General features: G+C 70.9%; 29 protein-coding genes. 16 read left to right on the forward strand and 13 right to left on the reverse strand.

Annotated features, from left to right (window positions below; translation table 11 throughout):
• Positions 1 to 589, forward strand: a 589-nt coding sequence (locus QMO56_RS19660) for a helix-turn-helix domain-containing protein (protein WP_283528570.1), incomplete at its 5' end; no start/stop codon positions are given.
• A 31-nt stretch (positions 590 to 620) separates the two neighbouring features.
• Here the strand turns inward: QMO56_RS19660 and QMO56_RS19665 are convergent.
• Positions 621 to 1049, reverse strand: coding sequence for an SRPBCC family protein (locus QMO56_RS19665; protein WP_283528572.1), 429 nt, complete (start codon positions 1047 to 1049; stop codon positions 621 to 623).
• 165 nt (positions 1050 to 1214) lie between these two features.
• Between QMO56_RS19665 and fdhD the strand changes: the two genes are divergently transcribed.
• Both fdhD and QMO56_RS19675 read left to right on the forward strand, forming a co-directional pair.
• Positions 1215 to 1994 carry a formate dehydrogenase accessory sulfurtransferase FdhD gene (gene fdhD / locus QMO56_RS19670; RefSeq protein ID WP_283528574.1) on the forward strand — a complete coding sequence of 260 codons (780 nt, stop codon included), beginning with the start codon at positions 1215 to 1217 and terminating at the stop codon, positions 1992 to 1994.
• A gap of 115 nt (positions 1995 to 2109) precedes the next feature.
• Positions 2110 to 2652 carry a hypothetical protein gene (locus tag QMO56_RS19675; RefSeq protein WP_283528576.1) on the forward strand — a complete coding sequence of 181 codons (543 nt, stop codon included), beginning with the start codon at positions 2110 to 2112 and terminating at the stop codon, positions 2650 to 2652.
• A 148-nt stretch (positions 2653 to 2800) separates the two neighbouring features.
• Here QMO56_RS19675 and QMO56_RS19680 read toward each other — a convergent pair whose 3' ends face one another.
• The 6 genes from QMO56_RS19680 to motA are packed head-to-tail and all read right to left on the reverse strand — an operon-like array spanning position 2801 to position 9065.
• Positions 2801 to 3562, reverse strand: a complete 762-nt coding sequence (locus QMO56_RS19680) for a flagellar basal body L-ring protein FlgH (protein WP_283528578.1) — start codon at positions 3560 to 3562, stop codon at positions 2801 to 2803.
• A gap of 14 nt (positions 3563 to 3576) precedes the next feature.
• Positions 3577 to 4029, reverse strand: a complete 453-nt coding sequence (flgA, locus tag QMO56_RS19685; protein ID WP_283528580.1) for a flagellar basal body P-ring formation chaperone FlgA — start codon at positions 4027 to 4029, stop codon at positions 3577 to 3579.
• An 11-nt stretch (positions 4030 to 4040) separates the two neighbouring features.
• The gene (gene flgG, locus QMO56_RS19690; protein ID WP_283528582.1) at positions 4041 to 4823 is read right to left on the reverse strand and encodes a flagellar basal-body rod protein FlgG; all 783 of its coding nucleotides are present in this window, start codon (positions 4821 to 4823) and stop codon (positions 4041 to 4043) included.
• A gap of 45 nt (positions 4824 to 4868) precedes the next feature.
• Complete coding sequence (flgF, locus tag QMO56_RS19695; RefSeq protein ID WP_283528584.1) at positions 4869 to 5621, reverse strand: flagellar basal-body rod protein FlgF; 753 nt, start codon at positions 5619 to 5621, stop codon at positions 4869 to 4871.
• A 1-nt stretch (position 5622) separates the two neighbouring features.
• A complete protein-coding gene (locus QMO56_RS19700) occupies positions 5623 to 8160 on the reverse strand; it encodes a hypothetical protein (protein ID WP_283528586.1) in 2538 nt (845 codons plus the stop codon).
• A 5-nt stretch (positions 8161 to 8165) separates the two neighbouring features.
• On the reverse strand, positions 8166 to 9065 hold the full coding sequence (gene motA, locus QMO56_RS19705; RefSeq protein ID WP_283528587.1) for a flagellar motor stator protein MotA: 900 nt from the start codon (positions 9063 to 9065) through the stop codon (positions 8166 to 8168).
• 122 nt (positions 9066 to 9187) lie between these two features.
• On the opposite strand from motA, the gene QMO56_RS19710 reads away from it, so the two are divergent.
• A complete protein-coding gene (locus QMO56_RS19710) occupies positions 9188 to 10195 on the forward strand; it encodes a hypothetical protein (RefSeq protein ID WP_283528589.1) in 1008 nt (335 codons plus the stop codon).
• Between the two features lie 55 nt (positions 10196 to 10250).
• Here the strand turns inward: QMO56_RS19710 and QMO56_RS19715 are convergent, their stop codons facing one another.
• Positions 10251 to 10553, reverse strand: a complete 303-nt coding sequence (locus QMO56_RS19715) for a hypothetical protein (protein ID WP_283528591.1) — start codon at positions 10551 to 10553, stop codon at positions 10251 to 10253.
• A gap of 78 nt (positions 10554 to 10631) precedes the next feature.
• A complete protein-coding gene (locus tag QMO56_RS19720; protein ID WP_283528593.1) occupies positions 10632 to 11150 on the reverse strand; it encodes a hypothetical protein in 519 nt (172 codons plus the stop codon).
• A gap of 224 nt (positions 11151 to 11374) precedes the next feature.
• Here QMO56_RS19720 and QMO56_RS19725 point away from each other — a divergent pair, with 224 nt between their 5' ends.
• A complete protein-coding gene (locus tag QMO56_RS19725) occupies positions 11375 to 11992 on the forward strand; it encodes a hypothetical protein (protein WP_283528595.1) in 618 nt (205 codons plus the stop codon).
• 153 nt (positions 11993 to 12145) lie between these two features.
• On the opposite strand, the gene QMO56_RS19730 is transcribed toward QMO56_RS19725, so the two are convergent.
• The 4 genes from QMO56_RS19730 to fliL are packed head-to-tail and all read right to left on the reverse strand — an operon-like array spanning position 12146 to position 15061.
• Positions 12146 to 12847, reverse strand: a complete 702-nt coding sequence (locus QMO56_RS19730; protein WP_283528597.1) for a MotE family protein — start codon at positions 12845 to 12847, stop codon at positions 12146 to 12148.
• 5 nt (positions 12848 to 12852) lie between these two features.
• Positions 12853 to 13449, reverse strand: a complete 597-nt coding sequence (locus QMO56_RS19735; protein ID WP_283528599.1) for a hypothetical protein — start codon at positions 13447 to 13449, stop codon at positions 12853 to 12855.
• Between the two features lie 10 nt (positions 13450 to 13459).
• Positions 13460 to 14524: a FliM/FliN family flagellar motor switch protein gene (locus QMO56_RS19740; RefSeq protein ID WP_283528600.1), complete on the reverse strand. Its 1065-nt coding sequence runs from the start codon at positions 14522 to 14524 to the stop codon at positions 13460 to 13462.
• Between the two features lie 3 nt (positions 14525 to 14527).
• On the reverse strand, positions 14528 to 15061 hold the full coding sequence (fliL, locus tag QMO56_RS19745; protein WP_283528602.1) for a flagellar basal body-associated protein FliL: 534 nt from the start codon (positions 15059 to 15061) through the stop codon (positions 14528 to 14530).
• 237 nt (positions 15062 to 15298) lie between these two features.
• On the opposite strand from fliL, the gene fliF reads away from it, so the two are divergent.
• The 11 genes from fliF (at position 15299) to QMO56_RS19800 (ending at position 26107) form a co-directional block, all read left to right on the forward strand.
• Positions 15299 to 16897 (forward strand): flagellar basal-body MS-ring/collar protein FliF, encoded by a 1599-nt coding sequence (gene fliF / locus QMO56_RS19750; protein WP_283528603.1) that lies wholly within the window; start codon positions 15299 to 15301, stop codon positions 16895 to 16897.
• Positions 16894 to 17577 carry a hypothetical protein gene (locus QMO56_RS19755; protein WP_283528605.1) on the forward strand — a complete coding sequence of 228 codons (684 nt, stop codon included), beginning with the start codon at positions 16894 to 16896 and terminating at the stop codon, positions 17575 to 17577. The genes fliF and QMO56_RS19755 overlap by 4 nt, the downstream gene beginning before the upstream one ends.
• Positions 17574 to 17855: a flagellar motor switch protein FliN gene (fliN, locus tag QMO56_RS19760; RefSeq protein ID WP_160938996.1), complete on the forward strand. Its 282-nt coding sequence runs from the start codon at positions 17574 to 17576 to the stop codon at positions 17853 to 17855. Before QMO56_RS19755 ends, fliN begins: the two co-directional genes overlap by 4 nt.
• 212 nt (positions 17856 to 18067) lie before the next feature.
• Positions 18068 to 18841 (forward strand): flagellar type III secretion system pore protein FliP, encoded by a 774-nt coding sequence (gene fliP / locus QMO56_RS19765; RefSeq protein ID WP_283528608.1) that lies wholly within the window; start codon positions 18068 to 18070, stop codon positions 18839 to 18841.
• Positions 18838 to 19140 (forward strand): hypothetical protein, encoded by a 303-nt coding sequence (locus QMO56_RS19770; RefSeq protein ID WP_283528610.1) that lies wholly within the window; start codon positions 18838 to 18840, stop codon positions 19138 to 19140. Before fliP ends, QMO56_RS19770 begins: the two co-directional genes overlap by 4 nt.
• The gene (locus tag QMO56_RS19775) at positions 19137 to 20165 is read left to right on the forward strand and encodes a flagellar motor switch protein FliG (protein ID WP_283528611.1); all 1029 of its coding nucleotides are present in this window, start codon (positions 19137 to 19139) and stop codon (positions 20163 to 20165) included. The genes QMO56_RS19770 and QMO56_RS19775 overlap by 4 nt, the downstream gene beginning before the upstream one ends.
• 14 nt (positions 20166 to 20179) lie before the next feature.
• A complete protein-coding gene (locus QMO56_RS19780; protein ID WP_283528613.1) occupies positions 20180 to 20890 on the forward strand; it encodes a hypothetical protein in 711 nt (236 codons plus the stop codon).
• Positions 20891 to 20950: 60 nt separating this feature from the next.
• On the forward strand, positions 20951 to 21874 hold the full coding sequence (locus tag QMO56_RS19785) for a flagellar motor protein MotB (RefSeq protein WP_283528615.1): 924 nt from the start codon (positions 20951 to 20953) through the stop codon (positions 21872 to 21874).
• A 112-nt stretch (positions 21875 to 21986) separates the two neighbouring features.
• Positions 21987 to 23453, forward strand: a complete 1467-nt coding sequence (locus QMO56_RS19790; RefSeq protein WP_283528617.1) for a flagellar hook protein FlgE — start codon at positions 21987 to 21989, stop codon at positions 23451 to 23453.
• Positions 23454 to 23541: 88 nt separating this feature from the next.
• A complete protein-coding gene (gene flgK, locus QMO56_RS19795) occupies positions 23542 to 24999 on the forward strand; it encodes a flagellar hook-associated protein FlgK (RefSeq protein ID WP_283528619.1) in 1458 nt (485 codons plus the stop codon).
• Between the two features lie 22 nt (positions 25000 to 25021).
• On the forward strand, positions 25022 to 26107 hold the full coding sequence (locus QMO56_RS19800; protein ID WP_283528621.1) for a flagellin: 1086 nt from the start codon (positions 25022 to 25024) through the stop codon (positions 26105 to 26107).
• Positions 26108 to 26115: the final 8 nt, after the last annotated feature.

The raw sequence follows: 26115 nt of genomic DNA on the forward strand, positions 1-26115 counted from the left end.
CTGGCCGGCCGCGCCGCGCAGTTGCGCGGCGCGGCCGGATTTCAGCCTCTGGCGCCGGGGCTGGCTGAGGGCGGGGCGCCTGGAGCCGGCCCTGCTCGCCGCCGCCGAGGGCGCGGCAAGCTGGATGCGCCAGGCCGGGGAAGGGGACACGGCCGCGCCCCAGCTCCAGCAGGCTCTTTTCCTGGCTGCAGTGCTGCTCAGGCGGCGCGGCCGGTTGCGCCATGTGCCGCTGGTCTTCTGGTCAGCGGGGCGCAGGGGCATGCGGCACCCGGCCGAGGATCCGGCGGGTTGGCCGCGGATCTTCCTGCAGCGGGTGCATGCGGCGGCGCTGCGCAGCCTCGACGAAATCGACCGGTTGCAGGGCGTGGCGGCGAAGGGGGCCACCCTGGTGTCGCGCAGCCGGCGCTCCTCCGCACTGGGGGCGGCCTGCGAACTGGCGCTTCGGCACCCGGTGCTGACCGCTGGAACACTGGCGACCAGGCTCGGCCTCACCCATCAGGGCGCACTGCTGGTGCTCAACCGGCTTGTCGCGGAAGGGGTGGTGCGGGAGGTCACGGGCCGCGCGAGCTTCCGCGCCTATGCTGCGTGAAAAGCTTGCGCAGGTCCGTGGGAGACGGACTTCAGACTTCCGGCTCCTGGGTGGCGCTGTGGCCGTAGATGCGGCCCGGCACATCCGCCGCATGGAACTCCGGATCGCCGCCACCCGCCCGTTCGAGATGCGACTTCAGGCTTTGCAGTGCCGCCTCGGCGCTGAGCCGCGCGGCCTCTTGCGGCGTTTCCGGCTCGGTGGGGTCGGCCGCCGGTGCGGTATCGCGTGCCAGATGCAGGATCAGCCGTGTCACGCCTTCCACCGCCTGCACCCGCCATTCGCCGGCAGGCTTGAAGGACCATCGGATGGTGCCAGCGGCCGGATCGCTGTGCAGCCCACCGGCCGGCAGTTCGGTTTCCTCGCGCCGCAATTGCGGCAGCCAGTCGCGCAGATGGACGGGATCCGCCAGATAAGCGAAGACCTCGCCGGCCGGGCGAGCGATGGTGATCTGCTGCTCCATGCCCGTGGCAACGCCTCGGGCAGGGCGGGGTTGCGCCGGAGCATATCCTCGGCCCCGCGCAGCGTTGGGCGCCTGCTGCGAAACCGTCGGGCGCGTCCGGCGTCACTGCAACAGCAGCGGGAGTGACGCGCGACGATGATACCGCCGGCTTGGCCCCAACCCAGCGTGGTTCTGCCTTGCCTCGCCCGTCAGGCGGAGGGGCTGGCGGCCGATCTGCGGGCGGTGCCGGAGGAAACCGCCGTGGCGCTGACCTATGGCAGCGCCACCCATGCCGTGATGATGGCGACCCCCGCTGACCTGCCCGATCTCGGTCTCGGCTTCAGCCTGACGGAAGGACTGATTGCCCATCCCGACGAGTTGGCAGGGCTGGAAGTCCTGCCGCGCCCGGGGGGCATTGAGATCCGCATGGATCTCGTCGCGCCGCGCAAGGCGGCCTTGTCGCGCCGCCGCCGCCGCCTGGCGGGCCCGCTGGGCTGCGGCCTCTGCGGCATCGAGAGCCTCAGCGAGGCGACGCGCGAACTGCCCACCCTCACCGCCCCCGCCAGCCTGCCCGCCGGCGAGGTGGGCGCGGCCATGACGGCGCTTTCCGGCGGGCAGGCGCTGCATCGCGAAACCCATGCGGTGCATGCCGCCGGCTTCTGGCGCCCCGGTCAGGGACTGCTGGCGCTGCGCGAGGATGTCGGCCGGCACAATGCGCTGGACAAGCTGGCGGGCGCCCTGCTGCGGCAGGGCGTGCCGCCCGCCGAGGGCGCGGTGGTGCTGACCAGCCGCGTCTCCGTCGAGATGGTGCAGAAGACGGCGCTGCTCGGTGCGCCCCTGCTGCTTGCCGTTTCCGCGCCGACCGCCCTCGCCATCCGGGTGGCCGAGGGCTGCGGCATCACCCTGGTGGCGCTGGTGCGCGGCAGCGGATTCGAGGTCTTCACCCACCCCTACCGCATCGTCTGATGGCGCCGGGCCTGGAGCGGCGCGAGGGCAGCGCCTATCCTGACGCCTCTCAGCCGCTGGAATTCTTCGCCTGATGCACACCCGCCCTCACTATCGTTCCCATTTGGCTTGACGCATGGCGCAGCAGGATCAGGGCGGCTTCGCGCAGCAGGAGAAAGGCGGCGGCGTGGTGCTGTTCGTCGTGCGGCCCGCCCGTGCTTCATCCGCCTTTCTGGCGGCGACAGTGCTGCTGGGCGCGCTGTTCGGCCTGCCGGCGCTGGCCGTGCTGCTCAACCCCAGGCGGCATGATGTCATCTCCCTGGCTGCGGCCTTCTGCGCCCTGCTGGTTCTTGCTGGGGCGGCCCTCGCCTTCCGCCGAGCACGGCGTGGCCGGGGGGAGCGCCGCATTCGCGTCGAGCCTGGAGGAATCACACTGCCGGAGCGACATGTACCCTGGCCTGCGGTGCGGGACCTTCGCGTCGAGCAGCCGGCGGCGGAGCGCCAGCCTGCCATCGGCATCTATGGGCTGGCCGCGAATGTCGCGGCCCAGCAGCGTGCGGCCGAGGCGCGCCTGCTGATCGACTGCGCCGAGAGTGCCGAGCCATTGCTGGTCGCGGGAGGCGTGGGCGCCGCTGTGGCCGAACGGCTGCGTGAAGCCATCCTGCGGCTGCGGCCGTGAGAAAGCTGGGGGAAGGAATTCCCCCAGACCCCCATCTTTTTTCTTCGAGCTGCCTGCCCGGGCGGAAAGCGCGGCACCAGACTGACAGAAAGAAGAAGCGGGCTCGGGGGAATTCCTTCCCCCGAACTTCTGACGTCAGAAGTCCGCGTCAGTAGGGCAGCACCCGATCCATCAGTTGCTGGCCCCAGCGCGGCCGCTGCAGGTCGCTCGACACGCCGCGTCCGCCATAGGCGATGCGCGCCTCGGCGATCTTCTCCGAGGCGATGCGGTTGTTGGGCCGGATGTCCTCCGGCCGCACCAGCCCCCGCAACTGCAGCTCGCGCAGCTCATTGTTCACGCGGATCTCCTGCGAGCCGGCGATCTCCAGATTGCCGCTCGGCAGCACCCGCACCACGGTCGCGGCCACCTGCAGGCGGATTTTCTCCGTGCGGCGGATCTTGCCGGTGCCGTTGGCGGTGCTGGCGCCGCCCAACTCCGCCGCCGGGTCCAGCTCGCCGCCGAAGGCCTTGCCCAGGACCCCCTGCAGGCCGAACAGGAAAGGCACCTTGAAGTCCTGGCTGGCCTTGTGCTCCAGCTCGGTCTTGTTGTCGAACTGCGCGCTGTCGTCGATCTCGATCTCGACGGTCAGCAGATCGCCGACCGCACGGGCGCGCTGGTCGCGGAAGAAGGTGCGGCTGCCCGGCCGCCACAGCGAGCCCACCATGGTCGGGCCGGTATTGCCCGGCCGCGGCCGTGTCGCCACGTCCATCGGGCTGTCCACCATCTCCTCGGCCGGGATGCTGCTGATCGCGCCTGGCGCCGAGATCGGCGGCGGCTGCTGGAAGTGGCCCCAGGTGTCGCAGCCGGCGAGGCCGAGCAGCAACGCCGCGCCGGCAAGGCTGCGGCTGGTCGGGATCCGGCCTGGACGCATCGGCTTGTCTCCGTTCATGGCGCGCCGCGCACCTCGGCCGTGCCCTCGGCCACCACCACGGCGCGGATGGTGCGGTTGCTGCCCGGGTTGTGCACCCGGATCTCCTCGCCCACCGCGCCGCTCTCCATGGCCCGGCCCTCCATCTCGAGCGTCACGCCGCCGCTCTTCCAGAACACCCGCACCGTGTCGGTGGAGTGCACCGCCAGCACCTCGCCGACATCGCGGTCGCGCAGCGGCCTGCCGTCGCGGACACGGCGCCGCATCTCCTGGCCGACGAGGTCGCGCTCCGCCTCGATGAAGGCGGTGTTGTCGCGGCGCGGCGCCATCGCCTCCAGATCCTGCGGCCGCAGGATGTCGCCGCGCTCCAGCGTGCGGGCGGCATGCCAGACCTCGCGCGCCGTGACCGGTGCGGAAGCCGCCCCGGCCAGCAGCAGCGCCGCCGCGGCGAAAGGGAAAAGAAGCCGCATCGCCGCCGCCCTCAGCGCACGTTGTTGGCGGTCTGCAGCATCTGGTCGGTCGCCTCGATGACCTTCGAATTCATCTCGTAGGCCCGCTGCGCCGCGATCAGCTGGGTGATCTCCTGCACCACGTTGACGTTGGAGGCCTCCAGATATCCCTGACGTATTTTCGCAAAGCCGGGATCGGAGGGCAGGCCGGTTGTCGGCTGGCCGGAGGCGTCGGTCTCCAGGAACTTGTTGCCGCCGACCGCTTCCAACCCGGCCTCGTTCGGGAACATGTACAGTTCGAGGCGGCCGACATTCTGCTGCTGGCCATTGGCATCGGTGACCAGCACCTCACCGGCCTGGTTCACCGTCACGTCCTTGGCATCGGCCGGGACGGTGATGGCCGGGTTGACCGGATAGCCTTCGGTGGTGACGAGCTGACCCTCGGGGGAAAGCTTGAAACTGCCATCTCGCGTATAGGCCACGGTGCTGTCCGGCAGGGTGATGCCGAAATAGCCGCGGCCCTCGAGCGCGAGGTCGTAGCGGTTGCCGGTATCGGTCAGCGAGCCCTGCAGGGTGATGCGGTTGACCGCCGAGTTGCGCACGCCGAGCCCGACCTGCGTGCCCACCGGCAGCACCGTGCCCGCCTCGGAGGAGGAGGAGCCGACGCGCTCGGTGGACTGGTAGATCAGGTCCTGGAACTCCGCCTTGCGCCGGGTGAAGGCGGTGGTGGAGACGTTGGCGATGTTGTTGGCGATGACCTCGACATTGGTCTGCTGGGCCTGCATGCCGGTGGCCGCGATGCTCATGGCGCGCATGGTGTTGTGTCCTTCTGAAGCCGCGCGTGGGTCAGGGGAGGCGGGTCAGTTCGAGCGCCCCAGGGTTTCTATCATTTTTCGCATGCGATCGTCGTCGTCGGCAACGATCCGCTGCATGCTCTCATAGGCCCGCTGGATCAGGGTCAGGTTGGACAGTTCCTGCACCGGCTGCACGGTGGAGGCCTCCAGCGCGCCCTGATGCAGGCGCACCCCCGGCGCGTTGGCCGGCACCGGCTGCACGTCGGCGGGCGGGATCTCCAGCAGCCCGTCGCCTCCCTTGCGGATGCCGCGCGGATCACCGCCGCGGAACAGGCCGAGGCGCCCGGCCTGCTCGATCCGCCCCTCCACCGTGGCCAGGATGGTGCCATCGGTGCGGATCTCGACCTTGCTGACCTGCTCGGGCATCAGGATGGGCGCGCCGCCCTCGTCGAGCACCGGGCGGCCGCTGCTGTTCACTAGCGTGTTGTCCGGCGCGACGTGCATGCGGCCATCGCGGGTATAGCCGCGGCCGCCGCCCGGACGCTCCACGGCCAGGTAGGCCTCGCCCTCGATCGCCACGTCGAGCGGGTTGCCGGTGGCCGCGATCGTGCCGGCACGGGTGTCGAGATAGGTGGCGCGATCCTGCACGAAGGCGACCTCGCGCCCCGGCACCTCGAGCCGGCTGACATGGGTCTGGAACAGCGTGCGGTCGCCGCGGAATCCGGTGGTGTTCGCGTTGGCCAGGTTGTTGGCGGTGATGTCGAGCTGCTGGCGCAGCGCCATCTGGCCGGAGAGGCTGACGATGCTGGGGCTGTCCATCTCAGTTCTTCCGTGTCTCCGGCAGGAGCTTCTCGATCTGCCGGCTGCGCGCGATGGCCGCCCGCATGGCCGCCACGCCGCTTGCCGGTGCCGGTGCGCTGCCTGCGCTGAGCTGCAGCATGGCCGCCGAGCCGTTCTGCGGCGCCAGCAGTTCGGCCGGCACGGCGGGGCGCTGGCGCGCCAGGGCGGCGGCGCTGGCCAGCCGGGTGGTGGCCTCGGTGCGCGCCGCCGGCTCCAGCGCCGGGTCGCGTAGCAGCTCGGCATAGGCCGTGGCGGCCTCCGGCCAGGCCTTGGCCTGGAACAGCAGCACAGCGCGCGCCTGACGGTCGGCCAGGCCGGCGAGGCCCGCCAGCTCGGCGGCCGCCTCCTGCATCTTGCCCATCCGCGCGAGGGCGGCGCTGGCGGCGCGCTGGACCTCCTCCGAGGGCGGCAGGGCACGCAGCAGCGCCATCGCCCGCCGCACGTCGCCCTGCGAGGCGCCCGCCTCGGCCCGCGCCACCAGCAGCATCACGTCGGGCTGCTGCTGCGTGGCGGGGGTCAGCTGCCGGGCGGTATCCAGCGCGGCATCGGCCAGCCCTTCATTCAGCATCAGGCGCAGCGCGCCCTTGCGGATGTCGTCGCCACGCTCGCCGGGCGTGGCATAGCCCTCATATTGCCAGTACAGCGCCAGCCGTTCGCTGGGCGGCGGCAGCGCCGTGCCCTTGGCATCCACCAGCAGCAGGCGCAGCGCCTGCGCGGCCAGCCGGGCGCCGCGGCTCTCCATGCTCGGCCGCAGCGAGGCCTGGCTGGCGCCGTCGGCCACCGCCAGGGCGCCGCCCAGGTCGCCGCGCTCCAGCAGCCGCTGGGCATAGAGGATGGCGGCCTCCTCGCCGAGGGAGTCGAAGCGATAGGTGCGGCTGAAGTCGAGCAGCTGCTGCTCCGCCCGCTGCCCTTCGAGGCCGGGGCGGTCGAAGTTCATCGCCGCCAGCCGGGCGCGGGCCTGTAGCGCGGGCACCCAGTGCCCGGCCTGCGCGGCCTTCTGCAGGTACAGGACTTCGTCGGCGCGGTTGCCCTCCAGCCGGGCCAGCCGCGCCAGCAGCCAGTTGCGCAGTGCCGCCTGGTCCGGCCGCAGGTCGCCCGCGCTGCGGATGGCGCCGAGCAGGATGCGCAGCGTTTCGGCATCCTCCTCCACCGCATCCGCCATGATGCCGACGAAGGCAATGCGCAGATCCTGCGGCACATCGCGCAGGGCGGTGCGGATGGCCGGTGCCAGCCGTGCCAGCGCCGTGGCCTCGCCCCGCAGCGCGGCGGTCAGGCCACGCCACAGCGGCAGGTCGGGGCGGGCGCAGTCCGCCGCCTCGGCCAGCAGGGGCGAGGCCGGGTCGACCGGTTGCCGCGCCAGCAGCCGCGCCACGTCGCGCACCCGCTGCAGCCGCTCCAGCATCTCACCGCCAGGCTGCTCGTCCAGTGGTGCGGAGAGAACCTCCAGCGCTTCGGCGGCCAGCTCGTGGCTGGCATAGAATTCGGCGAGGGCCGCCGTCTCTGCGGCACCCTGGTCGGACTTGGCCAGCGTGGCGCGCAAGGCCGCCAGCCGGTCCGGGAAATCCTCCGCGCCAGCCCAGCCCTGCAGGCCAAAGGACGGGGCGAGGCAGGCCGGCTTTGCGGCTTCCTCGGCCGGCGGCGCGAAGCGCGGATTGGGGGCAGGGCTGGCGGCGCTGGCCGGGGCGGGCGGGGAAGCCGGCGCCGCCGGTGCCTGCGCGCCGTTCAGCAGCGCCAGCCGGCGCATCATCTCCTCGCGGAGTGCCGTCAGGTCGCCGCCCGTGGCGGGCGCCTTCCGTCCGTCGGCTTGGCCGGGGGTCGCGGCGGGCGCCGGGGCGGCTGTCGGTGCCGGTGCCTGCGCTGGGGCTGGTTCTGAGGCTGGTGATGCCGCGATGCCGGGCGCGGCTGCCGGGGCCGGAACCGCGGCCGGGATGCGCGATTCGGGGGCCGCCGCGGGGGCTTCCGGAGCGGCCGGCGCGGCCGCGCGCGCGGTGCCGCGCAGCAGGGCAATGGCCTGCTGTTGGCTCATCAGGCCGAGCTTGACCGCGTCGTCCAGCAGGCGCCGCCGCGCCGCGGCGAGCTGCGCCGGGCTTTGCGCCTCGCGGGGCGGCTCGCTGGCGGCCGGGCGTAGATCGACATAGAGCATGCCGTCGAAGGCGCCCGTCTCGGCCACGCAGTCGCAGGCCGGGCGTAGCCGCAGCACGGTCTCGCCATTCTCCTGCCGCGTCTCGGTGCCGGCCAGTTCGTTGATCTGGCGGAGCTCGGAAGCGTCCAGCTGGTACAGGCCGCGCAGCCGCAGCTCCCAGTCATTGCCGGCACGCCGCAGGGCATGGGGCGGGATCCGGCCGAGATGCAGCACCACGCGGCCACGATCGGCATGCTGGCCGCTGCGCATGCGCACCGATGGCGCAGCTTCGGCGGAGGCCGCAGCGGCGGGCCGCGTCGTCTCCTGGGCATGGCCGGGCAGGGCGACAAGCAGCGGCGGCAGCGCCAGGCTGGCCAGCAGCAGTGCAGGGCGCATCGGCACTATTCTCCGCCACCCTCGCCCGCGCCGTCCGCCTTGGCGCGCCCGGCCTCGCGCAGCTGCTCCTCCATCTGGTCGAAGCTCGGCTGCAGCTTGGTGGGCACCACCTGCCGGCCGACCTCGACACAGATCTGCGGCGAAAGGTTCTCGAGGTAGCTGGTGATCACCGAGCGGGTGACATCCAGCATCCGCCGCTCCTCCTCGAAGATCGCCTTCAACCGGCTGGCCATCGGTCCGACCAGTCCGTAGGAGAGAAAGACGCCGAGGAAGGTGCCGACCAGCGCCGAGCCGATCATGTGGCCGAGGATCTCCGGGCTCTCGCTGATCGCGCCCATCGCCTTGATGACGCCGAGCACGGCAGCGACGATGCCGAGCGCCGGGAAGGCGTCGGCCATGGTCTGGATTGCCTTGGCCGGTTTCAGATTCTCCGCGTGGCGCTTGTCGATGGTGGCTTCCATCATCTCGCCGATGCGGTGCGGATCCTTGTTGTTCAGCGTGACGGTGCGCAGCGTGTCGCAGATCATCGCACGCAGCGCCGGGTCCTGCATCAGGCGCGGGTAGCGGCTGAAGATCGCCGAGCTTTCCGGCTGCTCGATGTGCTTTTCGAGCTTTGCCGCGCCCTCCTTCTGATGGGTGCGCAGCAGCAGATAGAGCAGACAGAGCAGGTCGGAGAAGTCCTTGCGCTGCCAGCTCGAGCCCTTGAACACCTTGCCGAAGGCCTTCAGCGTCTTGGCGAGCAGCGCGCCGTCACCACCGATCAGCAGCGTCATGGCGCCGCTGCCGCCGATGATCAGCAGCTCTGGCCCGACGGCGCCGAGAATGACTCCCATCTTGCCGCCTGCAATCAGGTAGCCGCCGAAGACGGCAAGGAAAACTCCGAAGATTCCGGCGATCTGGATCATCGATTGGGACGGCCCCGCAGGTTGCGACGGTCGGCGCTGAAGCTCACCGATGCGTTGCTCTTATCATTTCGCATCTTGCTATGCTATGAGCATTTTTCGCAAAAGCGCAGAAAGGCCCGACCATGCCAACGCCCGTTGCTTTGCAGGCCGCCCTGGAGAAGAGCAGCCTGAACGCCGCCAGCACCGCCCACCCGCGCACCGAGACGCTCGGCCGCTACAAGGTGGACAGCGCCGTCACCGGTGCGCTGCGCAATGCCGCACAGGCGACCGGGGTGGATTTCGAGGTGCTGGCCGCCAAGGCCGCGATGGAGAGCGGCTTCCGCGCCGATGCGCAGGCCGGCACCTCCTCCGCCCGCGGCCTGTTCCAGTTCATCGACCAGACCTGGCTCGGCGTGGTGCAGGAGCACGGCGCCCAGCATGGCTTGGCCGAGGCGGCGGCGGCGATCACCCGCCAGGGCAGCCGGCTCACCGTCTCCGACCCGGCGCTGCGCGCCCGTATCCTGGCGTTGCGCGACGACCCGCAGATCGCCGCCCGGCTCGGTGCCGAGCATCTGAAGGACCTGACCGAGGCGCTGTCCTCCAATATCGGCCACCGGCCGGACGCGACCGAGCTGTATCTCGGTCACTTCCTCGGCCTGCGCGGCGCGAGCGAACTGCTGCAGAAGGCGGCTTCCGACCCGCAGATGGCGGCCAGCCAGGTGCTGCCCGACGCGGCGCGCGCCAATCCGGCGATCTTCCGTGGCAGCGACGGGGCGCCGCTCTCGGTGAAGCAGGTGATCGACAAGCTGCGCGACCGGGTGAACCAGACCTATGCGCAGCTCGGCCTGGAGGCGCCGAGCGGCCCGGTGACGATCGACCCCTCCGCCCTGGCGCAGGCGCCGAAATCGGGCGCGGCGATGGCCAGCAACGAGCCGTTCTGGTGGGGCAGCGGCGCGCCGGCACGGGTGGCGCATGCGCCCGAGCAGGCCATGCTCTCGACCCTCATGGAAGTGTTCACGCGCATGAACAAGGCCGGCGCGCAGCGCAGCGCCGGCGAGGACGCACGCGCCCTGCCGGCCGATGTGGTGGCGGCCATGCGCCAGAGCGGCGATGCGGCGGCCGAGGCGCGCAAGGCCTACGGCGCCGGTTGAAGCATCCTGTCCACCGCGCGCCCGCTTCTCCAGCGGGCGCGCAGGCCCGCCGGTGTCAGGCCCGGAGTGCCGTGACCATGACAGGCGCCGGCTGCTCCGCCCGGCGCCGGCGGCCCTCGCGCCGCACATCGGCGCCATGCACGTGCCCCGCCGCATAGCAATGGCGCATCGCCGCCAGCAGGACATCGGGCAACGGCATCTCCTGCATTCCCGGCAGGCTGGCCGCGCCGGTGATGTCGCGATGCTGCCCCTGCAGGCCATCCCGCCGGCCCAGCGTTACGGCGCGCTGCAGCAGCGCTTCGGCGAGGCCCTCCCAGTCCAGGGCGGGGGAGAAGAGCGCGAATCCGTTATCGGGCATGGGGGAGTTCCGGGAGGGTGGGGCGACGGCGCAGGAACCGGCGGTTCAGCGACATACTGTCTTTTTCGCAGCCATGTATCAAGAATTTTTCGCACAGCCTTGTAATGCCACGCGCGGCGCAGCCCTGGGGCCGCTCCAGTCCCGCACCAGAAGGTCGAAACGATGTAGCGGGATGTCCAGCACAGCGCCCTCCACCGTCACCCGAAGTGTATCCTCCGTCCGCTCATGCTCGCTGCTCACCCATCCGTGGCGGCCGTCCGCCAAAGTGAGCTGCGCGCCACGGAAGCCGAAGCGGACCGCGCCCGCATCCAGCCGCGGCAGGTGCCGCAGGCGCTCGCTGCAGCCTGGCGCGGGCACGGCCCGAGCGCACAGAGGCAAGGTGGCACGTCCTCCTGCGATGCGGCCAAGGCTGCTGGCCGGAACATAGGCCCGGCGCAGGCTCATGCGTGCGGCTGGATCGGCCGCGGCCGCCAACTGCTCTGCCAGCCCGATGAAGGCCACCGCCCCATCCCGGCGAAGGGCCGGCAGGCGGCGCAGCAGCATCAAAGGCACGGCTATCCAGGCGCCGGCGCCGGGTGCAGCGGGGTCGAACAGCAAGGGGAGGGCTGCAACCGTCAGGCTGGAGCGAAGAGGCTTCATCCGGCAAAAATCGCATGGGATCGGCCTGAGTGGAACAAGGGTCCGTGCCGCTGCGGGGAAGGTTTGCGAAAAATTTTCGAATTTATGCGATGCCTGCACCCTGGTCCGGTTCCCGCGGAGAAGTCGCCATGCCGCAGCCCCTTTCTCTCATCAGGCCGCTCCCGGCGGCCGCTCTCCTCGGAATGGCAGGACTGGGCGTCAGCCTGGACGCCGTGCCCGGGCTCCCAGCGCCGGGCTGGCACAGCTTCGCGGCGCTGGCGGCGGGTGCCGCCGCCGCTGCCTGGCTTGGCTGGCGCGACCGCGCGATGCGGCGCCGCTTCGCCGCGCTGCGGCTGCGGGTTGAGCCGCAGCCGATGGGCCCCCAGACCCTGGAAGGTGTGGTGCGCTTTGCCAGCACGGCTCCGCTGGCCTGGTGCGCCCGGCATGGCGAATGGTGCCTGGATCTGGCCCGCACGGACGCTGCCGACTTGCCCTGGCAGCTGGACCTGCGCCGTTCCAGCCCGTCGGACACGCCCATGCGGCTGGCCCAGGCTGCCACGCTGGATGCCGTGCTCACCCTGTCGCGGCGGCTGTTCGTGGGACAGACCGTCTCCCGCAGCGGCGATCCTGCCCTGCAGGAAGTGGCCGGGCTGCTGGACTGTGATCTGGAATTCGTGCTGCCCGCGCCGCAGGGGCGGATCACCGCTCTGGCCGAAGGGGGCTATGCCCTGCACGACGCCAGCGGCAGCCGCGCCCTCTGTGCCATGGCGGCGGATGCGCTGCTGGGCGAGGCAAGCCGGATCCGCTCCGGCGAGGCCTGAGCCGCGGGAAAGCCTGGCGGAGTTCCCCCGAAGTCTTCCTGTCCTCTTCTGCTGGCAGGCGTGCTGTCGTTCGAGGCGCCTCGCCCAGCTGACAAAAAGAAGATGGAAAATTCGGGAGGAATTCCTTCCTCCCGATCATCGGCTGGCCAGCCTTCAGGGCGTCGGGCCGCGGAAGGCTTCCCGGCGTCCGGCGATCTCCTGTGTCACCGCGAGTGCGGCCGGCGGCTCCATCTGCGCCAGGATCGGGCCGGCCTGCCGGTCGGGGATCTTCAGCAGGATCACCGCGGCGCGCGGCGCCTCCAGCCGCTCCAGCACCTTGGCGGCCTGCTGCGGCCGCATGTTCACGTAGAGCGCGACCAGCGCATCGATGTCGCCCTCGGCGGCCGTGCTCTCGCGCGCCACCATCTGCTCGATCTCCTGGCGCAAGCGCGTCAGCTCGGTGATCTGCGCGCGCGCCATCTCCTCTGCCGCCTGGAGGCGGGCCTCGCGCGCCTCCAGGTCGCGCTGGCGCTGATCGATCTCGGACTGCCGGCGGGAGACTTCCATCAGCAGCCGGCTGTCACCCGGACGTTCCTCGCCCAGCGGGTTGGGGCGCACCGCGCCGGCCAGGACCGGCGAGATGGTGGGCCGGGCGACCACGCCCTCGCGCAGCGCCACGGGCGGTGGGGCGGAAGGAGCTTCCCGTGCCTGCAGCAGCGTGGCGCCGAAGCGCGGCAGCGTGAAGCCGCTCTCCGTCAGGCTGGCGATGCGGCCAGGCAGCAGGGCGGCCAGGCTGAGCGCCATCAGCGGCAGCCCGGCGAGCGATCGCAGGGTCCTGCGCGGGAGGGAGGGGCTGAAAGCGGGCGCGCGGGTCATGAGGCTCAATCCAGCTTCACGCGAATGGTGCGCGGCCCGGGCGCCGGGGCTGCCGGGCCGGCGAACAGCAACTCCGCTGCCAGCATGCTGCGCAGGGAGGGCTCCTCCGCCATCACGGGCGCCTGTTCCTCCGGCTCGGCCGGAAGGGTCAGCAGCGGCGGCGAGAGCGCAAGGGAGGGTTCGGGCAGGGCGGGTGCGGGCCGGCCGGCCAGGCGCTCGGCCAGGCCCAGCGGCTCCACCAGCTCGCGTGGCGGCGCGGCGGCGCGAGCGCTCTGCAGCTTGCGGTTCTGCCGCAGCGCCTGGTCCAGCCGGGTGGCCACCTCCTCGGCCTGGCGCGAGGCGGTGGAGAGCTCCTGCACCAGCCGGCGGCAGGCGCCGAGCTTGCTGTCCACCTCGCCGATGCCGTCGCGCACCTTCTGCACGATGCCGCCGGCCGAGTTGTCGAGCCGGCGCGAGGCCTCGTCCAGTTGCCCGACCACGTCGCCGGCGCTCTCCAGCGCCGCGCGCAGCCGGCCCATCCGGCGGTAGAGCAGCCCGATCCATCCGGCCTGGGCAACCAGGGCCGCCAGGGCGGAAGCGTCGAGGATCTGTGTCAGCGTCATGGGATTTTCCTCAGGCGTCCTGGCTGGGCGCGTTGCCCGGCCAGCTTCTGTCGATCACGCACTCCTCCACGCGCAGCACCACGCGCTCGTCCTTGCTGGCGATCGCCGCGCGGCAGACCATCAGCCCCTGGCAGAACACCTCGATCGGATCCCCCTGCCGCCGGTCGAGCACGAAGATCGAGCCGGGCTGCCAGGCGGCGACCTCCGAGAAGGGCAGGACGCGCCGCTCGATGACCGCGGTCAGCTCGACGCCCGCGCGTGGCAGTTCCTCGGCGAGATGGTTGCGCCAGATGGTGTCGCCGCCCTGCTTCTTGCCGAGCACCTCCTGGCTCAGCAGGTCGCGCACCGGCTCGATCGAGGCATAGGGCAGCAGGAAATCGACGTAGCCGCCACGGCCCTCCATGGTGATCTCGGCGCGGAAGGTCAGCGCGGCGGCGGTCGGTTTGGTGATCATCGCGTAGCCCGGCGTGATCTCGAAGCGCTCCAGCCGGAACTCGGCAGGTGAGACGGATTCGAACGCCTTGCTCAGATCCTGCGTGATGATCGAGACGAACTTCTCGACGAAGGTTCGCTCGATCGGCGTATAGGGCCGGCCCTCGATGGGCTGCAGCGCGTTGCGCCGGCCGCCGAGCAGGATGTCAACGATCGAGCCGATCAGCCGCGAATCGAGCGCGGCAAGGCAATAGCCATCCCATTCCTCGATGCGGATGACGCCGATCATCGCCGGCAGGGTGATGGTGTCGAGGAAGGCGCCGACGCGCACCGGCCTGATGCGGTCGATGACGACATCGGCATTGTCGGCGGTGAACTTGCGGCTGGAGGTGGTCATCAGCCGCGCCAGGCGGTCCACCACGATCTCCAGCATCGGCAGCCGCTCGTAGCGCACCGCGCCGCCGACCAGCGCCTCCAGCCCGCGCCGCGGCCCTTCGTCGGCCGCAGGCTCCGGCCCGCCGAACAGGTCGTCGATGTCGCCCTGGCCCATGGCGACGCCGGCGGTGCCCCAATCGGCCATGGCATCGGCCATGGCGTCGGCCGCCGGGTCCTGTTCGCCGCCGCTCTCGTTCGTCTCGCTCATGATTCAGGCCACCACGAAGCCGGTGATCAGCACGTCGCGCACGCGGCCCGGCCCGAGCACCAGATCGAGCCGCCGGTGCAGGTCGCCGCGCAGCCGGTCCATGGCCAGCGCGCCTTCCATCTCGCTGTCGCGCAGGGTGCGCAGGTACAGCACCAGGCTGTCGTAGATGCGGGGGCTGAGCAGGTCGGCCTGCACCAGGGCGGGGTCGCCGTTGACCTCGACGGCGAGCTTCAGCCGCAGTTGCCGCGGGCGGCCGCCATTCGGCAGGGAGAGGGTCATCTCCGGGAACTCGACGAAGCTGGGCTTGCCTGACGGCGGCAGGGCGACGGCCGTGGCGCTCTCCTCCGGCGCGGCATCCAGGCCGGCCAGATGGCGCACGGCGTCCGCCGCGCCAGGGACGAGGAGCCAGACGCCCACCGCACCGCCGCCGAGCAGCAGGGGCAGCAGCAGCAGGATCAGCAGCAGGCGGCGTTTGCCGCCTTTGCGTCCCGGCTTTTCAGGATTTTTCGCGGACTTCTCCGCGGGGGGTGAGGCCATGGCAGCGGTTCTCCCGGCGATAGCGATTTTTCGCGCGACAAGCGGAGTGGGCGAAGGTATAAACCGACGCGTCTTCGCATGCCATGCTAAAAACATCCATTCGAGGATGTTCGCATAGGATGGCGGGCGAGTGGGAACGGGGGTCTGGGTGCCACGCCCGGCTGTTCCTGCGCATCAGCCAAGGATGCGCCGGAAGGCCGGTTGGGGCACGCGCCAGCATGAGGCGATAGAAGGTCGATGCAGCAAGTTCGGACCCTGGGGCCTGGTTTCGATTTGGGGGGGCTGGGCGCCACGCTCAGGCGGCTCGGCCCTGCGAAAATCGGCGCCCTGGTGGCAGTGGGCCTGGCGGCGCTGATCGCCGTGATGCTGGTGGCACGCTCCGCCAATGCGCCTGATGGCCTGCTCTATGCCGGGCTGGAGCCCGCCGATGCCGGGCGGATCGCCGCCCGGCTGGAGGAGCTGAAGGTGCCGGTCCAGGCGCGTGGCGACGGCGCCATCTTCGTGCCCGCGGACCAGGTGGCGCGGCTGCGCATGCAGCTTGCCGCCGAGGGCCTGCCACGCCAGGGCGGCGCCGGCTACGAGCTGCTCGACCAGGCGAGCCCGATGCAGATGACCTCCTTCATGCAGCGCGTGCAGCGGCTGCGGGCATTGGAGGGGGAACTGGCGCGCACCATCATCACCATGCAGGGGGTGCGCTCCGCGCGCGTGCATATCGTGCTGCCCGAGCGCGAGAGCTTCTCGCGCGAGGCGCCGCCGCCCACCGCCTCGATCACCGTGACCACCAAGGCCGGGCAGCGGCTCGGCGCCGCCCAGGCGTCGGCGATCCGGCTGCTGGTGGCCGGCGCCGTGCCGCGGCTGCGGCAGGAGGATGTCTCGGTGGTCGATCCCAACGGCATCGTCCTGGCGGCCGATGGAGGCCCGGGCGCCGCCGCCGGCCGAATCGGGGAAATTCGCATTGCGCAGGAGCAGGCGCTCCAGAAGGCGGTGCTCGACCTGCTGGAGCCGATCCTCGGCCGCGGCAAGGTGCGCGCCGTCGCCTCGATCGATATCGAGGGTGCCCGCACCGTGGCGCGCGAGGAGACCTATGACCCGCTGGGCCAGGTCGAGCGCGGTCGGCAGACCCAGACCGAGCAGGAGAACAGCGAGGACGGCCGCGGCCAGGCGCCGGTGACGGTGGGGCAGAACCTGCCGAACCAGCAGGTGAACAACAATGCCACCCGCAGCACCTCCTCCAGCCAGCGCCGCAACGAGACGGTGAACTTCGAGATCTCCTCGAAGGTCGAGGAGACGGTGCGCGAGCCCGGCGCGGTGAAGCGCGTCAGCGTCGCCGTGGTGGTGGCCGGGGCCACCGATGCCGAGGGCAAGCCGGTGCCGCGCGCGAAGGAGGAGCTGGACCGCCTGGCGGCGCTGGTGCGTTCCGCGGTCGGCTTCAACGAGAAGCGCGGCGACATGGTGACGGTCGAGACGCTGCACTTCCTGCCGGAGGAGGGGCTCGGCACGCTGGCCTCGTCCGATGCGGACGGGATGAGGCTGAGCGGCATGCAACTGGCGACGATCGGCGGCGGCCTGCTGCTGACCGCCGGCGCCGCCGCCCTGCTGTTCCGGCGCCGGCAGCGCCGCCTGGTGGCCGAGGCCGCCGCCGCCGCGACCGCCGCCGCGGCCGCCGCCGCCGCCGCGGCTCAGGCGGACAGCATGGACGACGCCATCGCCACGGTCGGGCAGGACATCCAGATCCGGCTGTCCTCCCTCTCCGCCCTGCAGGAGATCATTGACCAGCGGCCGGATGAGGCGCTGGCGGTGGTCCGCTCCTGGATCGAGGAAGGGACGCCGGCATGATGCTGCGCCCCTTCCAGCCACCTTCGCTGCTGGCGCTGGTCGCCGAGGAGGATGGCAGTGCCGCCGCGCGCCTGCGGGCCGAGGAGCGGATCCGCGCCACGGCGCTGGAGGCCGGGCGGCAGCGCGGCCTGGAGGAAGGCCTGGAGCGCGGTCGCGCCGAAGGGCAGGCCGCAGGCCGTGCCGAGGCGGAGCGGGCGCTGCAGGCGGAAATGACGCAGCGCAGCCGGCAGGGCGCGGCTGCCGCCGCCGCTGCGCTGGAGGCGCTGCTGGCGCGCCGTGCGGAGGATCGGCGGCTGCTTGATACCGACCAGCGCGCCGCAGTGGTGGCAGTGCTGGAGGCGCTCTTCCCCGTCCTGTTGGCGCGCGCCGCCGGCGGCGAGGTGGTTGCGCTGCTGGCCGCGGCACTGACCGAGCGCGCCGCCGACACCATCACCCTGCGCGCCCATCCCGATACTCTGGCCGCCGCGCAGGCGGAGGGCTTCCCGGGCGAGCCGCATGCCGAACGCATACGGCTGCTGCCCGATGACACCATGCCGCCGGGCCAGGCCGAGGCCGCCTGGACCGATGGCGGCCTTGTCTACGATCCGGCCGCGCTGCGGGCGCAGGTGCTGGCCATTCTTGGCGCCTCCGCCTCCATCCAGACAGATGCGGCCGCGACCGCACAGGAGAACCAGTCGTGAGTGAGAGCGCCACGCCCGAAAACCCGTTCCTGACCGAGCGCAAGCCGCGCATCATGGACATTCCGGTGAATGTGCAGGTGGTGCTGGGCAGCAAGCGCCTGCCGATGGCGGCGCTGTTCAACCTCAGCCGCGGCTCGGTCATCGAGTTCGACAAGAAGGTCGGCGAGCCGGTGGACCTGATGGCCAATGAGCGGCTGATCGCCCGCGGCGAGATCCAGATCACCGATGACGGGCGGCTGTCGATCTCGATCACCGAGATCGTCTCCTCCGCCGGCTGAGAACACCCCGCCCGATGGCGCGCAGAATGCCGCTCGAAATGATTTCCGCAGCCAGGGGAGGCGCGGCCTCCCCTGGACCCCTCCGCCAGGGTGACGGTGTCATCCCGGACCCCGCCATTCGTTTGGAAGGTCCAGGAAACCCAGTTTCCTGGTGGGGGGAGTTTGAAGGGGGCAAAGCCCTCCTCAAGGCCATGCTCCTGGCCCTTTTTCTCATGCTCCTGGCCTTGCCCGCCTGGGCGCAGAGTGTCTCGCTGAGCCTTGGCCCTCAGGGTGCGCAGGCGGTGGCCAGCGGCGGGCAGAGCCTGACCACCAACGTGGTCGGCCTGATCGTCGCCACCACGCTGCTCGCCATCGCTCCCGGCATCCTGGTGGTGGCGACCTCCTTCACCCGCATCGTCGTTGTGCTCTCGATGCTGCGCACCGCGCTCGGCCTGCAGCAGTCGCCGCCGAACACGGTGATCGTCAGCCTCTCGCTGTTCCTCTCCGCCTTCGTGATGGCGCCGGTGCTGGAGCATGTCTGGAATGATGCCGGGCGGCCGCTGCTCGACGGCGCCATCACCGAGGAAATGGCGGCGGAGCGGGCCATCCAGCCCTTCCGGGGCTTCATGGAGGCCAATGTGCGCCCGCACGACTTGGCGCTGTTCATCGACATCGCCAAGTGGCAGCCGCCCGAGAGCGCGGGGGACGCGCCGGCGGCGGCGCCGGAGGAGGCCGCGAAGGACGCCCGGATGCGCGCTGCGGTGCCGCTGCACATCCTCTCCGCCGCCTTCATCATCTCGGAGCTGAACAAGGCGTTCCAGATCGGCTTCCTGCTGTTCCTGCCCTTCCTGGCAATCGACATCGCCATCAGCTCGGTGCTGATGGGCATGGGCATGATGATGCTGCCGCCCGTGGTGGTGAGCATGCCCTTCAAGCTGATCTTCTTCGTGCTGGTGGATGGCTGGTCGCTGGTGGCCGGCGCCCTGACGCGGAGCTTCACCACATGAGCGGCACGGCGGGCCCGGCTGCCGTGCCGCCCCGTCCGCGCCGCCGCCGCGCGCTGGCCTCGGCGCTGCGTGTCTCGCGGGCGCAGGATGCCATCGCCGGTGACGGCGCGCTGGAGGAACGGCTGTGCGGCATCGCCACCAGCCAGGGCGTGCTGCTGCCACCTGAGGCCGACCTGCCCGAGATGCTGGCGCGGCTGGAGCCCGGCGGCGGCCTGCCGCCCGAACTGTCGGCGGTACTCGCCATCCTGCTGTTGCCCCTGTTCCGTCTTGACCCCGCCCCGCGGAGTGCCGCCCGATGAAAGCTCCTGAATCGCGCCGTGCGGTGCGCCCTGTCGAGAAGGCCGACCCGCTGGCCGATGTCGCCGTGCTGTTCATGGCGCTCGACGAGGAGCGCATCCAGAACCTGTTCGACCGGTTGGAAGAGCCCGAGATCCGCATCGTCAGCCGTGCCATGGCCAATCTCGGCAAGGTGGATATCGAGCAGGTGGAGCGCGTCATCAACCGCTTCCGCAGCGAGGTCGGCCGCACCGGTGCGGTGATCGGCACCGCGGAGAGCACCGAGCGCCTGCTGCGCCGCCTGCTGCCGAACGAGAAGGTCAGCGAGATCATGGACGAGATCCGTGGTCCCGAGGGCAAGACGATGTGGGAGAAGCTGGCCAATATCTCGCCCGAGGTGCTGGCCACCTATCTGCGCACCGAACTGGCGCAGACCGCCGCCGTCATCCTTGCCAAGCTGCCGGCGCAGCATGCGGCGCGGGTGCTGGCGCTGCTGCCCAAGGCCTCGGTGGACGAGATCATCCTGCGCATGGTGCGGATGGACAGCATCCAGAAGGGCGTCCTGCAGGATATCGAGCAGACGCTGCAGAAGGAGTTCATCACCAATCTCAGCCGCAGCTACGAGCGCGACAGCTCGCAGATCGTGGCGGAGATCATGAACCGTGCCGACAAGGATCTGGTCGACCAGCTGATGAAGCAGATCGAGTCCCGCGAGCCGCACGCCGCCTCGCGCATCAAGCGCATCATGTTCACCTTCGATGACCTGATCCGCGTCGACCGCTCGACCTTCGCCACGCTGGTCGCCGAATGTCCGGTGGACAAGCTGCAGATCGCCCTCACCGCTGCCTCGCCGGAGTTGCGGGAGCTGTTCCTCGGCAGCATGTCGGCGCGCGCGGCGACGCTGATGCGCGAGGAGATCGAGAACATGCCGAACCAGCGCCGCAAGACGGTGGAGGATGCACAGGCCGACATCATCACCATCGCCAAGCGCCTCTCGGACGAAGGCCGCATCTTCATCCTTGAGGAGGATGAGATCGGCGGGGAGTGAGGGAGGGCGGTGCCATGAGTTCGGAGAAGGCCCTCGCGCCCGTCTCGCCCATCGCCGCGCCGGCGGAGCGCGAGGCCGGGGCCGGCTACGCCGCCGCCGCCCGCGCGCTGAGCGCCCTGCCGCCGCTCGGCGAGGCGGAGGCGCCGCTGCAGCCGGCCGCGCATCCGCGGCTCGATGCAGGGGCACTGCGGCGGGCCGGGCTGGAGGCGCTGCTGCCGGGTGGTCCCGCCGGCCTCGTGCTGCCGCTGGCGCTGGCGATGCTGCGGCCGGATGTGCGCCGCTGGCTCGGGGCCGAGCGGCTGCAGGCCCTGGCCGGAGTGCTGGAACTGCCGCAGCGGGAGGTGGTGGCGCTGCTCGATGCGCCGCCTTCGCCGCCCGCCGCGCTGGGCGACCCTTCGCGCTGGAGCGGGCGGCAGGTGCCGCTGCAGATGCCCGATGGCGGTCTGGCTTGGCTTGACCTGTTCTGGCGGCCGGACCAGACGCGGCGGCAGCGGCTGCGGGACCGGCATGTGCTGGCCGCCCGCCTGAGCCTGCCGGCCACCGGCCGCATCGAGGTCCGGGCGCGGCTGGAGGATGCGCGGCTGGACGCGGTGATGGAGACCGCACGTGCCCTGCCGCGGGCGGTGGTGGCCGACCTGTCGGATGCCTTCGCAGCGCTGCTGCAGCGGTTGCGGCTGCAAGGCAGCCTGACGGTGCGGCACACACAGCAGGATCGTGGCACTTGAAATGCGAAAAACGGTGATAGTAAAGATGGGCCTCGCCCCGCAGAGAGGCCAGGCCGCCGCATGAGCGCTGACGACCACCCGAAACGCCCGATCATCATCAAGCGCCATCACGGCGACCATGACGATGACCATGGCGGCCAGTGGAAGATCGCCTACGCCGACTTCGTCACGGCGATGATGGCGTTCTTCCTGGTGATGTGGCTGCTCTCCTCCACCACGGAATCACAGCGCGAGGGTATTGCGCAGTTCTTCACCTCCTCCAGCATCCTCGACCTGCCCTCCGGAAACGGCGTGCTGGAGGGCGGGCGCTCGGTGCTGGTGGCAGGCGAATCCCGCCAGGATTCGCTGACGCCGGTGAGCGATGGCGGGCTGCGCCAGGACCGCGAGGGCGGCGAGGCGGCAGCCGAGGGCGAGGCAGCGCAGGCTGCGCCTCCCGAGGCGGCCGCGCTGCGCGACCCGATCGAGCGCCAGCGCTTTGACGCCCTGAAGGCCGAGATGGAGCGCCAGATGCAGTCCGAAGGACTGCGCGAATTCGCCCAGAACATCCAGCTCGAGATGACGCCCGAGGGGCTGCGGCTGCAGATCTTCGACCGCGACGGCGCAGCGATGTTCCAGCCCGGCAGCGCCGAACCGACGCCGCGCCTGGCGCGCATCCTCGAGGTGGTCGGCAGCGTGCTGACCACCGTGCCGAACGAGGTGGTGGTGGCCGGCCATACCGATGCCCAGGGCTTCTCGCGCGGCAACTACGGCAATTGGGAACTCTCCTCCGACCGCGCCAACAGCGCCCGCCGCACCCTGGAGCGGGGCGGCGTGCCGGCACAGCGGATGTTCCGCGTCGAGGGCAAGGCGGCGGTGGAGCCGCTGCTGCCCGAGGCGCCCGACGATCCCCGCAACCGGCGGATCGCCATCACCGTGCTCCGGTCCGACGTGGTGGCCGAGGCACGCGCGGCAGCACGCCGCAGTTCTGGTGAGTCGCGGCGGTGAAACCCCGCGCAGCCTCCGGTCCGTCGGCAGAAGCCGGCGCCGGTCCCCGATCGAACCCGGCCGGCCCCAGGCCGGCCGCTCCCGCACCCTATCGTTTGCTGAGGGACCGCCGATGACGGCCATCAACGCACTCCGCACCAGCACCTCCGGCCTGAACGCCCAGGCGCAGAAGCTGGCCGGCATTTCCAACAACATCGCGAACAGCTCGACCGTCGGCTACAAGCGGGTCGACACGCAGTTCGAGAGCCTGGTGCTGGAAGGCACCAGCAGCGGTGCCACGGCCCTGGCCGGCACCGCCGCGCACAACCGTGTCGAGATCAGCAAGGTCGGCCAGGTGCAGAGCACCGGCATCGACACCGACATCGCGGTGAATGGCAACGGCTTCCTGGTGGTGAACGAGGAGAGCGCCAGCGGCGGCAAGTACCTGGCCACCCGCGCCGGCTCCTTCCGCCCCGACGCCAACGGCAACCTGGTGAACGCCGCCGGCTACTACCTGCAGGGTGTGCAGCTCGGCGCCGACGGCCTGCCGGTCGGCAACATGGGCGACAACAACCTGGAAAGCCTGACGACCGTCAACATCAGCAACACCTCCGTCGCTTCCTCGCCGACCACGCAGATGACCTTCTGGGCCAACCTGCCTTCGGCCGAGACGGCCTATGCCTCGCCGCCGCCGGACGAGAACAGCTTCGTCAGCAGCGTTGACTACTATGACGCGCTCGGCACCAGCCAGACCCTGACCTACCGCTTCACCCCCGTCGTTCCGGCCACCACCGGCACCGACAACACCAACCAGTGGATCCTGCAGGTCTTCGACAGCGCCACGGGCAGCAGCACGGAGGCGACGGGCACGGACCACCTGGTCGGCTCGGTGCAGCTCGAGTTCTGGCCGGCCAGCGCCGGCGCCAACCTGGCCGGCACGCTGAAGTCGGTCTCCGACGACACCACCACCTACACGAGCGACGGCACCGGCGCCTCCACGACCGCAGCCAGCACCACGGTGCTCGACCCCGCCACCTGGGGTCAGAGCGGCACCACGGATGCCAAGGGCCTCTACGACCCGAAGACCGGCAAGCTGACCCTCAAGGTCGGCGCCGGCACGACCGGCCTCGGGACCACGACGGACCTGCCGATCAGCATCGGCCCGCTCGACAGCATCTCGGGCGTCACCCAGCTCGCCGGCAGCTACACGCCGGTGAAGGTGGAGAAGGACGGTTCCGCCTTCGGCCTGCTCGAGCGCGTCTCGGTGCAGGATGACGGCAAGGTCATCGCCACCTTCTCGAACGGCCAGTCGCGGGCGATCTACCAGCTCAAGCTCGCCGTCTTCCCGAACGCGGACGGGCTGAACCCGGTGCGCGGCGACGCCTACGAGATGTCGCGCGAGGCCGGGGCGGTGCGCCTGCTGACGGCGGGCGAGGGCGCGGCCGGCACCACCTCGGGCGGTGCGCTGGAATCCTCCAACGTCGACATCGGCACCGAGCTGACCAACCTCATCGAGACGCAGCGGGCCTACAGCTCCAACGCCTCGGTGGTCCGCACGGCCGACCAGATGCTTGAGGAAGCCACCAACCTGAAGCGCTGAGCCCGGCGCGACGCGGGGGCGGCCCGGCCGCTCCCGCGCTGTGCGAAAAATAGCAACAGGCCTGCGACCAGCCCCCGGAATCCGCGAGATGAGCATCCAAGCCGCCCTTTCCAGCGCCCTGTCCTCCCTGGCGGCCGAGCAGCGCCAGTCGGCGGTGCTGGCGAACAATATCGCCAATGCCAATACGGCGGGCTATGTGCGGCGCGAGCTGCCGCGCAGCGAGCGGCTGGTCGCCGGGGTCGGCTCCGGCGTCAGCACCGGTGCCACCATGCGCGCTGCGGATGCCGCGCTGGCCGCCACCTCCCGCGCCGCCGATGCCAGCGAGGCCTATGCGCTGCGCATGCAGACCACGCTCGAGGCCTACAACAGCGCCATCGGCCAGCCCTCCGACGAACGCTCGCTCTCCTCGCGGCTTGGTGCCTTCCGTGAGGCGATGACCACCCTCTCCTCCGCCGCCGACAACACCGTGGCGCAGTCGCAGGCGCTCTCCGCGGCGCAGGACCTGGTGGACACGCTGCACGCCATGGACGGCGCCGTCTCCGACGCGCGGACCCAGGCGGACCTCGACATCGCCAGGGATGTGGAGGCGGTGAACACCGCCCTCGACCGTCTGGCCGAGGTGGACCGCAACATGGCCCAAGCCAGCGCCCGCGGTGCTTCCACCGCCGAGTACGAGGACCAGCGCGACACGCTGCTGGCCGAGATCAGTGCCAAGCTGCCGGTGCGCGTCTATGACAACGGGCCGGGCCGCCTGGTGCTGATGACCGAGGGCGGCACCACGATCTACGACAGCACCACGGTCCATCATCTCGACTTCACCCACACGCCCTCGATCCCGGCTGAATCGCGCTATCCCGCGCAGCTCTCCGGCGTCACCGTCGAGGGGCAGAAGCTGCGCCTCTCGGAGAGCGGTTCCATCGCCGCCTCCCTGAAGCTGCGCGACGAGACCCTGCCGCAGTTCTCCGACATGCTGGACCAGGTGGCCGGCCGGCTGGTGGACGCCTTCCAGGAGGCGGACCCGACGCTCGGCAGCACCACACCGCAGCCCTTCGGCCTGTTCACCCGCCCGACCGAGGCGAGCTGGGACCCCACGAGTAGCGCGGTGCTCGGCCTGGCGCGCGACATCGCCATCAATCCCGCGGCCGATCCGGAGCAGGGCGGCGCGCTCTGGCGCCTGCGCACCGGCATGGGCGCCGGCAGCGAAGGGCTGGCCAGCGACAACAGCTTCATCCTGGGCGCGCTCGACGCGATGGATGCCGACCGCAGCTACGCCGCCGCGAGCGGCCTGCCCGGCACCATGACGCTGTCGGAGGCGGCCTCGCAGAGCGTCGGGCTCATGCAGGGCACGCGCGCCATCTGGACCGATCGGGCGGAGACCCGCGCCAGCCTGGCGCTGGAGGCGCGGCAGGATCTGACCAACGAGACCGCCGTGAACATCGATGAGGAGCTGCAGCGCCTGCTGCTGGTGCAGCAGACCTATTCGGCCTCGGTGCAGGTCATCCAGGCCGCCAGCAGCATGCTGGACGAGCTGACGCAGATCCGCTGACGGCGCGGCAAGGAGCAAGGTGATGGTTGATCGTGTCGCCCCCATGGGGGTTTCGCTCGGGCGCCAGGCCCAGCTGCGCGACCTGCAGAACAACCTGGCGGTGCTGACCGCCGAGATGTCTTCCGGCCGCAAGGCCGATCCGGCGCGCGAGCTCGGGGTTGGCGCCTCGCTGCTCTACAAGCTCTATGACGACGTCCAGCAGGGCGAGGCCATCAAGAACGGGACGAGCCTTGCCGGGCAGCGGCTGACGGCGATGCAGGCGGCGCTCACCTCGGTGGGCGAGCTGATGGACCAGATGTCGCCCGAGATCCTCAAGGTGGATGCGCTGAAGGGCAATGGCTACGACATCATCGCGAGCAACGCGCGCGAGATGCTCGCCAGCATGACCAATCTGCTGAACACGAGCTGGGATGGCCAGAACCTGTTCGCCGGCAATGACAGCGCCACCCTGCCACTGAAGGATTCCACGAACCTGACCGCCTGGGCACAGGACAGGTTGAGCGCCGCGGTGAGCGCGGCCGGCGGCGCGCTGGATGCGGCCGAGGCGGCCTCGCTGATCGGCGATTTCGACAGCATGTTCGCCAATCCCAACCGGGATGCCAGCGGCGGAACCTCCTTCTACGGACTGGTCTACCAGTCCACCAGCCGCACCAGCATGGCCGGCAGCAGCGACGCGGAATCCGAGGCGCCGTCGCTGGTCCGCATCGGCGCTGGCGAGACGCTGAGCTACAACGTGCGCGCCGACAACCCGGCCTTCAAGGATGCCTTCAAGGCGCTTTCCTTGCTGTCCACGCTGGATGCGCCGGACAGCCAGCTCTCGGGAGAGGCGAAGGCGGCGCTGCTCGACCAGGCGGGCGAGCTGATGCGCGGCGCCCGCTCGCAGCTCACCGTTGTCGCCGGCGTCCTCGGCAGCAAGCAGCAGCGGCTCGACCACGTGGCGGAAATCCAGGACCGCGCCGTCACCGCCGCGACCGCGCAGATCAATGATCTGGAAGGCGTCGACTACTACACCGTCTCCGACCGGATCAGCACGCTGCAGATCCAGCTGCAGGCGACCTACTCGATCACCGCCCAGCTCTCGAAGCTGAGCCTGGTGAACTATCTCTGATTTCCTCG

The organism is Roseomonas sp. E05, from assembly GCF_030063475.1.
GTDB lineage: Bacteria > Pseudomonadota > Alphaproteobacteria > Acetobacterales > Acetobacteraceae > Pseudoroseomonas.